Annotated in this window: 12 protein-coding genes and 1 pseudogene; 9 read left to right on the top strand and 4 right to left on the bottom strand. The window is 54.2% G+C overall.

Annotated elements, in window-relative coordinates; all coding sequences use genetic code 11:
• Window positions 1-18: 18 nt before the first annotated feature.
• Genes C491_RS21860 through C491_RS14730 form a run of 3 tightly spaced genes read left to right on the top strand, consistent with a single transcriptional unit; the run spans window position 19 to window position 2737 of the window.
• A complete protein-coding gene (locus C491_RS21860; protein ID WP_083909345.1) occupies window positions 19-1098 on the top strand; it encodes an ABC transporter ATP-binding protein in 1080 nt (359 codons plus the stop codon).
• Window positions 1095-1943: an ABC transporter permease gene (locus C491_RS14735; RefSeq protein WP_005557656.1), complete on the top strand. Its 849-nt coding sequence runs from the start codon at window positions 1095-1097 to the stop codon at window positions 1941-1943. The genes C491_RS21860 and C491_RS14735 overlap by 4 nt, the downstream gene beginning before the upstream one ends.
• On the top strand, window positions 1940-2737 hold the full coding sequence (locus C491_RS14730) for an ABC transporter permease (protein WP_005557655.1): 798 nt from the start codon (window positions 1940-1942) through the stop codon (window positions 2735-2737). The genes C491_RS14735 and C491_RS14730 overlap by 4 nt, the downstream gene beginning before the upstream one ends.
• Before the next feature lie 34 nt (window positions 2738-2771).
• Here the strand turns inward: C491_RS14730 and C491_RS14725 are convergent, their stop codons facing one another.
• From C491_RS14725 to C491_RS14710, 4 genes are read right to left on the bottom strand one after another with little or no spacing between them, the layout of a single operon-like run.
• Window positions 2772-3719 carry an isocitrate lyase/PEP mutase family protein gene (locus C491_RS14725; protein ID WP_049892014.1) on the bottom strand — a complete coding sequence of 316 codons (948 nt, stop codon included), beginning with the start codon at window positions 3717-3719 and terminating at the stop codon, window positions 2772-2774.
• 54 nt (window positions 3720-3773) lie between these two features.
• Window positions 3774-4418, bottom strand: coding sequence for an isochorismatase family protein (locus tag C491_RS14720; protein ID WP_005557651.1), 645 nt, complete (start codon window positions 4416-4418; stop codon window positions 3774-3776).
• Between the two features lie 26 nt (window positions 4419-4444).
• Window positions 4445-6301 (bottom strand): hydantoinase B/oxoprolinase family protein, encoded by a 1857-nt coding sequence (locus C491_RS14715; protein WP_005557649.1) that lies wholly within the window; start codon window positions 6299-6301, stop codon window positions 4445-4447.
• Window positions 6298-8361 (bottom strand): hydantoinase/oxoprolinase family protein, encoded by a 2064-nt coding sequence (locus tag C491_RS14710; RefSeq protein ID WP_049892010.1) that lies wholly within the window; start codon window positions 8359-8361, stop codon window positions 6298-6300. Before C491_RS14710 ends, C491_RS14715 begins: the two co-directional genes overlap by 4 nt.
• A 154-nt stretch (window positions 8362-8515) precedes the next feature.
• On the opposite strand from C491_RS14710, the gene C491_RS21855 reads away from it, so the two are divergent.
• From C491_RS21855 to C491_RS24390, 6 genes and pseudogenes are all read left to right on the top strand, one after another.
• On the top strand, window positions 8516-9175 hold the full coding sequence (locus tag C491_RS21855; protein ID WP_005557644.1) for a helix-turn-helix domain-containing protein: 660 nt from the start codon (window positions 8516-8518) through the stop codon (window positions 9173-9175).
• Window positions 9176-10311: 1136 nt separating this feature from the next.
• Complete coding sequence (locus C491_RS14700) at window positions 10312-10962, top strand: helix-turn-helix domain-containing protein (RefSeq protein WP_005557643.1); 651 nt, start codon at window positions 10312-10314, stop codon at window positions 10960-10962.
• A 101-nt stretch (window positions 10963-11063) separates the two neighbouring features.
• Window positions 11064-11321 carry a HalOD1 output domain-containing protein gene (locus C491_RS14695; RefSeq protein ID WP_005557641.1) on the top strand — a complete coding sequence of 86 codons (258 nt, stop codon included), beginning with the start codon at window positions 11064-11066 and terminating at the stop codon, window positions 11319-11321.
• A gap of 173 nt (window positions 11322-11494) precedes the next feature.
• Window positions 11495-11689: pseudogene (locus C491_RS24255) on the top strand (hypothetical protein); the annotation flags it as partial.
• Between the two features lie 36 nt (window positions 11690-11725).
• The gene (locus C491_RS23755) at window positions 11726-12673 is read left to right on the top strand and encodes an HTH domain-containing protein (protein WP_005557639.1); all 948 of its coding nucleotides are present in this window, start codon (window positions 11726-11728) and stop codon (window positions 12671-12673) included.
• Between the two features lie 204 nt (window positions 12674-12877).
• Entirely contained in the window at window positions 12878-13051 is a 174-nt protein-coding gene (locus tag C491_RS24390; protein ID WP_449289269.1) for a hypothetical protein, read from the top strand.
• Window positions 13052-13494 lie beyond the last annotated feature (443 nt).

The raw sequence follows: 13494 nt of genomic DNA, 5'->3' as shown, positions 1-13494 counted from the left end.
CCAATACAAATTTTAACGATGTTAGAAGTCAACGGACTTACAAAGTATTACGGCGACTTGTGCGCCGTCAACGACGTCGGTTTCCGTATCGATGAGGGTGAATTCGTCACTCTGCTAGGCCCGTCTGGCTGTGGAAAGACAACGCTGTTGCACATGATTGCGGGTCTCAGAGAGCCAACGGAAGGAGAGGTGACATTACGGAGCGAGAATGTCACTAACCTACCCCCGGAAGAGCGAAACATCGGGATGGCCTTTCAGAGTACTGCCCTCTTTCCCCATATGACTGTTCGGGAGAACATCGCATATGGACTTCGTATGCACGGGTACGATGAGGAAGAACGTCATGCACGAGTACAAGAATTTCTCGAACTCGTTGATCTTCCCAATCACGATGATCATCGCCCTGGCGAACTCTCAGGAGGACAGCAACAGCGCGTCTCGTTAGCTCGGGCACTTGCCTACGAACCCGATATTTTACTGCTCGACGAGCCGCTGACCGGGCTCGACCGAGTTCTCCGAGAAGAGATGCGACAGTGGCTCATGACGCTTCAGCGAGAGTTGGGAGTGACCTCATTGTACGTTACACATGATCAAGAGGATGCGCTGTCGATGTCTGACAAAGTCGTCGTCCTTGATGATGGGGAAATCCAGCAAGTCGATCATCCACAGGCTATCTACGAACAACCAGTAAACGACTTTGTCGCGGAGTTTGTCGGAAAGTCGATGCAGTTCAGTGGACCGATTAGAAACGATGGGCCGAGACCCTTCGTAGATGCCGGCGATACCTGTGTTGTTCTTCCAAATGATAGTGTTAGCAGTGATCGAGAAGAAGTCTCGTTGTATGTTCGCCCAGAGGATGTCAATATCGAGGCAGCACAGGCAACAGCTGACGGTGGCGCAACGACTGTAGCTGCGACTGAAGAGAACGCGTTTCCAGGGACGATTGAAAAAGTTTCAAATCTCGGTAATCGGGCTGAGGTCACAGCTACCCTCGAAAGTGGCGAAACCGCTCTTGCGAGTACAAATCGTTTCCCGCATCTTGAGGTCGGTGATGAAGTACTCGTCACGTTCGACTCAGAATCGGTGATCGTTCTATGAGCGTTGTCGTCGAACGCAGCCCCGTTCCGAGCTGGCTCAGCGATCGGATAACCAATCGCCACCTCGTAGCTATCGGTGTCGGTTGGGTCACGTTCTTTTTCGTGTTTCCAGTCCTCTTCCTAGTTGTTGAGAGTATCAACTTCGGCGATGGGCACCCACTTCAGGCCTATCAGCGTGCCATGGGTGGCGTCTATCTCGCCGCTTTTGTTCGTTCGTTCCTCTACGGAATCGTAACGACGCTGGTGACACTTGCGTTGGCGTACGCCCTTGCGTACTATCTCGTGTTCTCGAGCAAACGCGTTCGTCTCCTGTTGACGTTAGTGGTTGTTCCGCTATGGATCGCATACATCATCCGTTACTTCGGGGTGCTCTTGTTTTTCTCACCGACCGGTCCGCTCGCACAGTCATTCGGTATTGAAACGGACTTACTGTTTACGACAACAGCGGTAATCATTGGACTGGCCAACGCCTATCTTCCGTTTGCCGTCCTCCCAATCTACAATTCGCTCAACGCAATACACCATGAGACGATCAACGCTTCCCGGACCCTTGGCGCTGGCCAGTTGCGAACGATCTATTCGGTTGTCCTTCCGTTGAGCATGCCAGGTGTCGTCGCTGCCGGAGTAATCGTGTTCATCCTCTCGGCAGGATCGTTCCTCGGCCCAGACATCCTTGGCGGATCGGGACAGTCAATGATCGCCAACGAAATTGCCCGCGCATTCCTTGAGGCGTTTAATATCCAACTCGCATCAGCATTAGCAGTGATCTATACGATCCTGCTAATCGGGTTTATCGCGATATTCAATGCCGTGTTCGATCTTCAGGAGGCGCTTGGTAACCTATGAGCGCAGTTGGATCTCTCAAGCAGACAGGGCTGCTGCGCCGTGGCGTGTTACTAGGCACTATCTTGCTGATCTACGTCTTCTTGCTTGTGCCAGTCGCGATGGTCGTTCTGACTTCCTTTACCGGACGAGCATTTCCCGCGATCCCGTACGATGGTATTAGTCTGCAGTGGTACGTTGCATTGATGACCGACAGCCAGCTGCTTGGCGCGCTCTTTACGAGTTTTGTCGTCGCAACGGGTGCAGCGATTATTGCGGTCATCTTTGGAACCATTGCGGCTATTGGTTTTGTCCGTGCGGAGTTCCCCTACAAACAGCAGCTTTCGACGATCATGCTGTTGCCGATGATCATCTCTCCTGTGATTACGGGAATCGCTCTGATCCGCTACTTCGGGCAGATCAACGTCAATGCCGGCTATCCAACGCTCATCATCGGTCACTCTATCCTGGGCGTTCCGTACGTCTTTTTGCTCGTGCGCTCAGAACTCGTAACATTCGATAACGATCTCGAGAAAGCCTCTCGTGTTCTCGGCGCTGATCCGACAATGACGTTCACGAACGTCACTGCCCCCATCATTTCACCGGCCTTGCTCTCTGGGTTGTTTATTGCATTTATTGTCTCATTCGGCGAGTTCACTGCCACACAGTTTCTCATTGCACCTGGAACCAGTACTGTTCCGGTCGAGATCTACGATATGCTCCGTACTGGACTCACCCCCGAGATCAACGCTCTCTCAACAGTACTTGTTGTAATAATGGTGCTTGCCGCAGTACTGAGCCGCTATCTTGAAAGATAAAATCAGGACTAAACTATCACCGACCTTTTCGGTGCTATTCGGATTCGAGCTCGTCTCCCAGTGATCCCTCGTACTTCTCTTGTTCGTCATCGGGGAGATACTGCTGTTCCCACTCAACAACTTCTGGAAACCCAGAAAACTCGTGGAGACTACCGATCGGTTGAGAATTGAACGTATCATCGATGGCTCGCATTGCTGCAACTGGATCCTCTGCGAAGGCGCTGAAGTCAGCGTACACGTTTGCAATCGTTGAGAGTGTCGCGGCGATTGGGAACAACACGAGATCGAATCCTAACTCTTGGAGTACGGAGAGTTCAACGTACGGTGAGGAGCCGAGATCGCCGACGAAATTGTAGACGAGTGGTCCGTTGACCTCCTGGCCGATACGTTCGAGTTCCGATTCATCGGTCGGTCCCTCGACGAATGCGATGTCGGCCCCAGCCTCGAGAAAATCGTTAGCGCGACCGATCGCCTCGTCGAGTGATCCGTCCCCGGTACCGCGAGCGTCCGTCCGAGCAATGAGGACGAAGTCTTCACCACGGTCGTCTCGTACGTCAGCTGCAGCTTCGATCTTTCCAACTGCCTCGTCTCGCGGAATGACCTGCCGGCCTTTCGTATGACCACACCGTTTCGGGAAGGTCTGATCTTCGATATGGATCGCGCCGACGCCGGCCTTGATGTACTCTCGAACCGTTCGGACGACGTTTGTTGCGTTTCCGTACCCGTTATCGGCATCGGCGATCAGTGGGACGTCGATACGCTCCTGAATATTTGCAGCGTTGCTGATCATCTCCGGCATCGTAATAAAGCCGGCATCAGGATAGCCCGTCTTCGATAGGGAGGTTCCGTATCCGGTCATGTATATCGCATCGAAGCCGACGGCGTCAGCAACACCGGCTGTAAGCGGGTCGTGCACGCCCGGACAGGCTAAGATCTCGTCACGATTGAGGTGCTCTCGGAGTATTGCACCGGACTCAGTCATCGTCGATCACCTGATCGAAGTCGGTAAGGTAGCGTCGATACAGTCTGTTCATTGTTAGTTTTCTTCTTCATTGTTGGAGAGGTGTTCGAGTACGGTATCTGTAGTAACAACATCGCCATACTTCGTATCGATATCATAGAGATTGGCTCGATGTGGTCCTTCGGCACGGTCACCGACTGCATCCGAAGGGACGATAGTCCGGTAACCGTGTTGGAGACTGTCGACGGCCGTTGCACGGATACAGCCACTCGTCGTTACACCGGCGAGGACAAGTGTATCGACACGGTCTGTCGTCAGTTCGGTTTGTAAGTCAGTCCCGTAAAAGGCACTGGCGTACTTCTTCAGGATCACTCGTTCATCGTCCACCGGGGCGACCTGATTGTCGACTTCAACTGCTTCGGTGCCAAGCTGTAGTTCTTTGAGTGCAGGAACCTTCTCGATGAACCGACCGGCATCACCGTAGGACTCCTCGAACGCGACAGTCGTGAAGTACCGAGGTAAGTTGTGCTCGCGGAAGGCCTCAAGTAGCCGAGAACTCTGCTCGAGAACGTCAGTTACGTCCGAGCCGAGACTCGTTTCGGGATCGGTGAAGGCATTTATGAGATCGATGACAACCAATGCGGGTTGGTCACCAATACCGACACTCGCACCAAACTCTGAGTCGTCGTAGTCGATATCGATGTCGTGGAGCCAGTCCATGATGATGTAGTGGAAGTAGGTGTCGTTCAGTTGTCTCGGTTGGCAAACTCTCGGCGCTCGTTTGCGATCTGCGCTTCGAGTGTCTCGTTGTCCGGCAACGGACCGTAGTCGAACGCGTCGGGTTCGTCACGGTTCGATCGTATTTCATTGCGCCGTTCCTCCGTCGCGGTAGTCTCAACCGCCCCATCGTCGTCGAGAACGACGCCGTACTCTTCACGTGCCGTGACTTCGGAGATGAGCCCTCGTTCGACTTCCGTAGCAACGACGTCGGGATCACGTTCTACGGGATCACCGAGTCCGCCACCACCGGCGGTGCTAAAGACGAGCTTGTCACCCGCCTGTACGGCGACGTTTTCGACTTTCGACGGGAGCTCTTCTTCCGTCCCGTCGGTCCGAATCAGCTTCTTTTCGCTCGTCTGGCCGTGCTGCCCGCCGTCGACACCCCACGGATAGGTGTGTGCACGATCGTCCTGGAAGGTTATCGCTCCGTCCTCCTCGAAGGTGTAGACCTTCGTGATACCGTGACCGCCACGGAATTCGCCAGCGCCACCGGTGTCTGTTCGGGTACTGTACTCGTCGATAGTCAACGGGTAGTAGGCCTCCTGATACTCCGCCGGAACGGTACGGAACAGCGGCCACCAGGAGTGGCCGTCGAGACCGTCGCCGCCCGGTCGAGCAGGAATTCCTCCGTACAAGATCTCGAGCATCTGGAAGTCGTTACCTTCGGAGTCAGTTCCCGCGTAGACGAGATTTGGTGACGTTCCGTAGCTCCCCGCGACGGAGAAGTCGTCGATGAGCTTCGAGAATGTTGCCTGGAGCACGTCGAACTGGCGAGCCATCATCGGTAACCGATTCCCGAGCGCTGCCGGGAACTCCGGCTGAACGACCGATCCCTCCGGTAGTGTTACGTCGAAGAGGTCGTAGTAGCCGTCGTTGAACGTGAGCAAGGGATCGAATGCCATGATTAGAAAGACCCCGGTGAACATCTTGAACATCTGCTCGTTCAGGAGGAAGTTCACCGTTCCCGGTACCTGCTCGTCGGTTCCGGTCCAATCGAGGTACACCGTTTCTCCCTCCCGGTAGATTTCGAGGTGGAGCTTGATTGGACCGTTCCCCATGCCGTCGTCGTCGACGTAATCCGCGAACGTGTAGCGCTCTCCCTCGGGAATGAACTCGTGGATCAGGTCGATCATCCCATCACGGGTACGATCGAGAATGGCGTCACACGCTTCCACGTACGTCTCCTTGCCAAACCGATCACAGAGTTCGTGGACTCGAGTTTCGGCAGCTTTCGTCCCCGCTGCAAGCGCCTTGATATCTGCTTCCGCGTGGTTCGGGAGTCGAGTGTTGTGCGCGAACGTTTGGAGGAGTTCGCTATCGAATTCGCCTTGCTTGTAGAGTTTGACCGGTGGCAAGCGCATCCCCTCCTCGAAGATCGTCCCTGCCTGGACGGGCATGCTACCGGGTGTCTTCCCACCGACGTCCATCAGGTTCCCCCACTGACTCGAGAAGCCGATCAGATCATCCTCGTAGAAGATCGGACGCAACAGGAGCATATCTGGGGTATGCGAGACGGCCCCAGCACACATGTAGGGATCGTTAGTTGCGATCACGTCACCGTCCTCGAGATCCTCGCGCTCGAACGCGGAATTCTCGAGAATCGTGTCGATGGCCGAGCCAAACTGGCCCATGACCATCCGACCCTTCGCGTCTGCGATCAGCGGAAACTGATCGGACTGTTCACGGATTACCGGACTGATCGCCGTCGTCTCGACGACTCGATCCATCTCGTAGCGGGTGTTCGAAAGCGTGCTTTCGATGATGTCGAGTGTCGTCTGGTCGATGTCGTGTTCGCCGACAAAATCTGGTTGTGAATCACTCATTGGTCCTCACCTCGATTGATTTCGATGTTTCCGTAGCGGTCGATCGTCGCGCGATGGTCCGGCTGGACGACGACCGTCGAGTCGTTATCGGTGACGACCGCAGGTCCCTCAATCTCGTTACCTGGTCGGAGTCGTGCTCGGTCGTACACTGGGGTCTCGTAGTTGTCGCCGTCGAAATACACGTCGTTCGAATCGATTACAGCGTCACTCGGATCGGATGCTGTGAGCTCCTCCTCTTCGATGGTCACGCCCTGTACGGTCCCCTTTCCGATGACTCGGAGATTCGCGATCTCGAGGGGTGCATCGAGTGAGAATCCGAACTGCCGGTCGTGGCGGGCCTCGAAGTCGTTCTTGATTTCTGCAAGACCGGCCTCGCTTCGAAGATTGTCGATCGTGACTGGAATCGACATCTGGATGTCCTGGCGGAAGTACCGACACTCCGCGAAATAATCGAACGAGTGAGCATCTTCGTCGACGCCTTCGGAAGCCAGCCACGATCCCGCTTCGCCCTTGAGGTCGTGGAGTTTCTCGTAGACGTCTTCGCCGGTAATGTCCTCTTCGGTCTCCAGATAGGTCTCAGAGAACTCGTTTTGAATATCGGATGTGAGAAATCCGAACGCGGACATCACTCCCGGACCCGGTGGGACGATTAGCGGATACGCATCCATCACATCTGCAAGTGCGTTGGCATGCATCGGCCCGGCGCCACCGAATGCCACCAACCCAAACTCTCGAGGATCATACCCGCGTTCAACGGACACGACACGGAGTGCACCGTGCATATTCTCGTTGACGATATCGAGAATGGCTTGTGCGGCTTCCTCAACCGTGCTACCGCGGTCGTCGGCAACCGTCGCGACGGCGTCACGAGCAGCCTGTCTGTCGAGTTCCATCCGGCCGCCGAGTTGAACACTCGGTGGAATACGGCCGAGGACGACGTTCGCATCTGTAACAGTCGGTTGCTCGCCACCCTGTCCGTAACAGGCTGGGCCGGGATCGGCACCGGCGCTTTCTGGACCGACCTGTAACGCTCCGTTTAGCTGGACGCGCGCGATAGAACCACCGCCGGCTCCGACGGTGTTCACGTCGACCGACCGTGACGTAAACTCTCGATAGCCGACCTTTGTTTGCCGCGTTGTTTCGGCCGTCCCGCTTTCAACGAGCGAAACGTCAGTCGAGGTTCCGCCCATATCGAGCGTCAAGACGTCCGGTGTTCCTTTCTTCGTGGCAATGGCCGCAGCGCCAACGACACCGCCGCTGGGTCCCGAGAGCGCGAGTTCGACTGGTCGTTCCTTGGCAGCCTTGGAGCTCATCAGCCCGCCGTCCGAGCGGACAATATTCATCGTCGCCGTCGACCCAGCATCGGCGAGTGAGTTATCGAGATCCTCGAGATATCCGATGACCGTTGGGCGCGCATAGTCGTTGATAACCGTCGTGAGCGTTCGTTCGTATTCGCCGTACTCTGGGACGATCTCGGATGAAATCGAAACCGGAAGCTCCGGGGCTTCCTCGGAGACGATTTCGCGGACACGTTCCTCTTGGGCTGGATTGAGGTACGAATTCAGCAGTGCAACCGTTACCGACTCGACGCCAGCTGCCTCGAGTTCACGAACAGCTTCCCGGACTGCGGCCTCGTCAAGCGGTTCTACTTCCTCGCCCGTTGGCGAATCAATAGTCCCAGCAACCCCTCGCGTGTCGACGAGATCTGCGAGTGGCTCCGGTTTCTCCATACCCATCCACCCATACAGCGGCCCGGGTGTCCACGCCCGTGCCAGATGGAGAATATCCGTGTGACCGGCAGTGGTGATGAGACCGACGCGAGCGCCTGTCTCCTCGAGAAGCATATTCGTCACGACCGTTGTGCCATGAAACAACAGCTCGACTTCGGATAACGACGTGTCTGCTTTCGTCGTCGCTTCCGCAATCCCATGAACAACACCCTCAGAGGGGTTTTTAGGTGTGGAGAGAACCTTGTCTATGGTCAGTTCATGGGTATCTTCGTCGAAGACGATAACGTCCGTGAACGTCCCACCGACGTCGACGCCAATATTGTATGACATATGTTATCGCACAGTGTGCTAGATAGCAGATCGGGGAGTAAGGATTCCCCCAACAGCTGTTGGCCAATTATATACCGCGGGGAATCTGCGGTCGGCCTTGTGAGCGAGTAACTAGGCTTTTGGTTATGCGACTCACTCACATAGAGAGACAGAGATGTTTACTGCGACGCTCCATTTCACGCAGCATCGAGAGTGCATCCTTCGACGGCTTACAGCCGACATTAGCGATCCAGTCCCGATTGAAATTGAAGAAATTCAGAATGGTGTCGTCACGTTTGTTCTCCAAGCTGGGCCCCACGCAGACAACTTTCAAGCCGAACTCGAGGCTGCAGACCACGTTCGGCATGTAAAACGGCTCGATGACGGAAATTTGCTGGTCACCAAGCCCTCCTGTGGGGCATATTCTGCTATCTACAAAAACCACGGAACGCTACGGCGATCGAATACGGTTTCAGGTCGGCAAAGAGAATACAACGTTCTCGTCTTTCAGCGCGCCGATCTCAAAAATATCCTCGAAGATTTAGAAGAGTTCGGAACGGTAACGCTTGGTCGTCTCGAGGAGTTCAGAGCGAATTCGGATTCGCTGCTAACTACACGACAACACGAAGTCGCCAGTGAGGCCTTAGCTCGTGGGTATTACGACTGGCCGCGAAAAATAACGAACGAGGAACTTGCCGAGGAACTCGAGATCAGTCGTGCAACACTGCATGAACACCTACGAAAGGCCGAGCAAGCGTTGTTGTCCTCAGCGTTGATGAATCCACACGAGCGTGCCACTCGCGATCAGTATCGGCAAACCACAATTGAGCGGTAATCAACGCACAGAGGCCAAGTGTGGAAGCTACTCACTCTCGGCCTACGTGCGGATTGTTGTCTCGAATTCGTCTTGTGCTCATATCGTCACCGTAGACAAGTCGAGAGAATCTCATACTAAGTATGATAATCGACACCGGCGTGCATCTCGAGGGGTAGGAACATCAGCCACAGACCAGTCAAGAGGTAACGCTCACACTCCATGCGTCAGGAACGACGAATCTGGGGGGGAAGCGCGGCAACTGAGCCAGTTAGCATCACCTTCGATGTAGTCGTCGACAACCCCGAAGGTACTGCCAGCGCATCCTTCACTGAAGTCGAAGTTGAGGCAACTGCCAGCGACAGCGAAACTGAGAATTGGCTCTGTTGAAACCCTCGCTAGGTGATACGTTCCTGCATTCCTGCTGCATACAGAGCATGAGTTCAGCACGGCAGCTTCGGTTATTTCACACTGAATCTACTGAACCAGCCGGTAGGATCGGTGGCCAACGCAGAAAGAGTAGGTAGCCGGGTACGTGAGGTATGTCTCATCCGTGTCTCATCCAATATATGAGTGCCCCACCAGGCCCAAGCGCACCAAACAGAACTGCTCTAGCGCGCGGTCGAGCGATGTCACGGCGAATGGCATCAAGGTAAATCCCACCAATAAAGATAACCCATATAAACACGAGGTAGAAGGCGTTAATTCCGACTTCATTGAGGGGCATATGGCTATAGACGACGCGGGTGTCAATAAACCTATGTGTGCTGGGCGTGTTTTGGCCTGTTCTGAGTAACCACTGGTCGGTTTCTGATTGCTGCTACATTCGCGCTCTGTATTCAGCACGCTGTTTCTATCAACTACGAAAGGTTTCAACAGAGCCGATCTCGTTTATTTCAATCGAACTACGCCGAACCAGCTGTTCAGTAGACCTGCGTATTGACCGTTGGTAATTCTACCAATTCCAAGAATTTCATTTAAAATCTGAAATTTGGGTATGGGAAAATACTGCCTAATTAATGAGCGTTCATGCCTTGCACCCAATAGCTATCAGACTCCCCCATTCCGTTTCAATCTCGGGGAACACTCAAACCAACACCTATGTTCCATCCACGTCCCAACAAACGAGAGCCGCATTCGACTCCCTGTGAGAGACAATGAGTCATATTGGTGAGATGGTCGTGCGCCATTCTGACTTATCGTTGACGACGACTCTGGAGGAGGTCGAAAACCTTGACATTCGTGTTGAATCCCAAACGACAACCCCTACAGACACCCTCATGTTGTTCTATCTGGTTCAGACCCCCGACTTCGACCAGTTCGAATCGTCACTGAGGTCCGATCATACCGTAGTTGACTGGGAAGTCAACGCTGAGGTTACCGAGTCTCGAATCTATAAAATTGGGTTTTCCGATGAGACAAAAATTCTGCCATTTACAGAATCCGGGTTACGGTTCATGGATGCAACCGGTGTAGACGGTGGTTGGCAGGTTCGGGTTCACGCCTCGGAGCGCAGTCACTTCGAAGAATTCCTCGCGTACTGTCACGGTGAAGACATCGAGTGCCACCTGAAGAAAGTGTTCAGCAGGGATGTCAGCGCCCAAGCAAATACCGAAGATGGAGGAGGACTACGACTAACTGATCGGCAACGAGAGGTCGCTCGTACTGCCACAGAAATGCGGTATTTTGAGACAGGAGGAGCTAGTGCTGAGGAAGTTGCCGCTGCACTCGATATTTCTCCCTCCACGCTGTCCTCCCACCTTCGAAAAATTAGGGCAAAGCTCTTCGAATACCATTTCGGATCATAACCACTCTGCTATCTTCTCCGGGTGAGGATAGTGCCCCATAAAAACCACGGCAGTATGCCACGGTAGAACTGACCGTGGGCAACAGCTATCCACGTGTATTGATGAGTGAGTCCCAAGAGTTCTCAGGTGGCGAGCAAACTCACACCAAGCTAAGTAGCGAAGTCATTGCAGCTGTCGCCGAAGCAGAAGGCGTCAGCGAGATCGATTTAGAACCCCCGCTCTTTGAAGCGGTCAACCCTGATGCCTTGAATAACCTGTTCCACAACGCTACTAGAAGAGTACAGTTCGACTATCTCGGTTACACGGTGACTGTAGACCAAGATGGCACCGTTGATTTAGCCGGAGAGGAAGACACCTGAAGCGCATATCCTATCGGCACAACGAGGTCTCTATTGCCGACCCCTAGTCAGCTTGAAAGCAAATCGGATCAAGAGGGTGAATCCTACACCAAATGTATGAAAGCAGTCTAGTTATCGTTGAGTCATCACACTCTGAATCGATGATCTCCATCATTCGTTCAACCTTTTCGTTTGGAATCTTCTCAGAAGCGACTGCAGAAGATCTCACAGATTTATGGCGCGACCACCGAGCAAAAACATATTATCGAGATGGGCTTGCTACAGCACATCGCGCAGAGCAGATGTATGCACTCGCGTTTGAAATCCATCGATTCGTCACTGGTCGGTCATCACAAAGTCATGAATGCCTTTACAGTCCGAACGGATAGTTCCCTTCTGAGGAGTCCTATATCAGTCGAAATACGGTGCGTTCGCCTGCTACCGGCAAGCTGTTCGAAGCTCGAGAAGAGAAGCGACAGACGGCACTCTCGCCGACCGTCGATGCCGACGACCCGTTAGGGACGCTTATTGGCTCGGTAGTGATCCGTGGTGAAGACGTCCACCGACTCCGCCCCAAACTCGAGCAAACGCTCGAGACGCCAGCAGCGCTCGCTGAGGACGCTCCCGAGTTCGCAGCCCGTGTTTCCCTTTCGACGGGTGACCGGACAGCCTATGCAGCGGCTGTGACGCGGATCCTCCAGACCAAGAACCCCCGACCGACTCGAGATATCGTTTCGTTGCTTCACGGATTGGCTGGCTCACCGTACGCCGTTGCTCGAGCCTTGCAGCAACTCGCCGGCGAAGACGAACACCGAGAGCTTCGGCCGGACGAACTCCGCTATGCGCTGGGAACGCTCGAGCCCGAGCAGTTACTCTCAGATCTCCCACCGACAGTTGGCCGAATCGTCCGCACACTCCTTACGGCTGAAAGTCGTCTCTCACAGCGCGAACTTGCCGACCGAGCAGAAATCTCGACACGGACAATTCGGAACTATCGCGACCAGCTCGAGGGGCTTGATTTGATCCATGTCGACGAAAACGGGTATCGTTTGGCGTTGTCGTTCCAGACGACTACTGAACGCCACGATCCTGTTGTTCCGACTGGTCTCAGGAAGAATCAAACGCTACTCGACGTAGCCGATGCATTGCTCGAGACGATTCTCCCGCCAGACCGCTACGGCGATCCCAATGACCTACTTGGAAATGCACTGTTTTGGCCACCGAATCTATCTCGGTTACTCGAGCATCCAACGGTGGGCCCATGGATGCGCCTAGCCGCTGCACTCACAGCGATAGAACCCACCGAAGGCAGCCGGACCGTTCAGATGGGCTCTCCGCTCGAGCAGCAGCCGCTTTCTCACACAACTCCGTAGCAACTGAGTCTCGTTCGATTCCCAATCTACTACTGGCGTAGTTAACCAACGGAAGCCCCTCTGACGCACCCGTTGTTGGTTAAGCAGGCTATCTTGTGATCGGCACCAATCTGCTATGAACAGATGACATAGTGACGCGAATCTATCAATCAGCGACAGTGTTATTCATTATCACTCGCGCCGTAGAGTACATGATCAGTTCTGATGCAAGTGCCAGAAACACGCGAAGTGGCGTGTCCGAAATGTGGAGAGAGCAGTAGCATATCAGTCCCAGAACGGGACGTAGAAATTAAAGTCAGCCCGTACGTCGCCGCGTTCGGTGATAACACGGAGCTTAAATGTTCGAACGAACACACCTTCTGGGTCTACTACTGCTAACCATACGCTCTTTCTACCGATCGCCTAGTTCGCATACTCTACGTAACAGTCAATTCTGGCCTACTCAAGATGAAACAGTAGTCGCGAAATACGCGGTCAGAAACTCTTAGCAGGTCTACTACAGGTCTTGGAGAACGGCCCACGTTCCTCCAGCGTGGAACTTTGCGAGCTTGCCCTCATCCAACTCAGCTGTTCCCTGTACGATTGCCGTCTGCAACTCCGCCGGTGTCGGACTAACCCCGAGCTCAATCAGGTCACCAGCCATCGCTGCAAGAATTCCACAAACGATTGGTGCCGCAAAGCTCGTTCCGGACTGCAACAACGGTGTACCCCAGGAGTCCACAGGGTGATGGACGGGAGTAAGTACATCGACGCCAGCAGCGTTCGCTGAGGACGCTCTCGAGTTCGCAGCCCGTGTTTCCCTTTCCACGGGCGACCGGACA

The organism is Natronococcus amylolyticus DSM 10524, from assembly GCF_000337675.1.
Classification (GTDB): Archaea; Halobacteriota; Halobacteria; order Halobacteriales; family Natrialbaceae; genus Natronococcus; species Natronococcus amylolyticus.
Note: the sequence above shows the minus strand (reverse complement) of the source record. Positions and strands in the feature narration are given on the sequence as shown.

Bases quoted from the DNA above. Each gene is read 5' to 3' on its own strand.
- C491_RS14735 (WP_005557656.1), top strand. From the start codon at position 1,095: ATGAGCGTTGTCGTCGAACGCAGCCCCGTTCCGAGCTGGCTCAGCGAT.
- C491_RS14730 (WP_005557655.1), top strand. From the start codon at position 1,940: ATGAGCGCAGTTGGATCTCTCAAGCAGACAGGGCTGCTGCGCCGTGGC.
- C491_RS21855 (WP_005557644.1), top strand. From the start codon at position 8,516: ATGTTTACTGCGACGCTCCATTTCACGCAGCATCGAGAGTGCATCCTT.
- C491_RS14720 (WP_005557651.1), bottom strand. From the start codon at position 4,418: ATGGACTGGCTCCACGACATCGATATCGACTACGACGACTCAGAGTTT.
- C491_RS14695 (WP_005557641.1), top strand. From the start codon at position 11,064: ATGAGTGAGTCCCAAGAGTTCTCAGGTGGCGAGCAAACTCACACCAAG.
- C491_RS14715 (WP_005557649.1), bottom strand. From the start codon at position 6,301: ATGAGTGATTCACAACCAGATTTTGTCGGCGAACACGACATCGACCAG.
- C491_RS14710 (WP_049892010.1), bottom strand. From the start codon at position 8,361: ATGTCATACAATATTGGCGTCGACGTCGGTGGGACGTTCACGGACGTT.
- C491_RS21860 (WP_083909345.1), top strand. From the start codon at position 19: ATGTTAGAAGTCAACGGACTTACAAAGTATTACGGCGACTTGTGCGCC.
- C491_RS24390 (WP_449289269.1), top strand. From the start codon at position 12,878: ATGCAAGTGCCAGAAACACGCGAAGTGGCGTGTCCGAAATGTGGAGAG.
- C491_RS14725 (WP_049892014.1), bottom strand. From the start codon at position 3,719: ATGACTGAGTCCGGTGCAATACTCCGAGAGCACCTCAATCGTGACGAG.
- C491_RS14700 (WP_005557643.1), top strand. From the start codon at position 10,312: ATGAGTCATATTGGTGAGATGGTCGTGCGCCATTCTGACTTATCGTTG.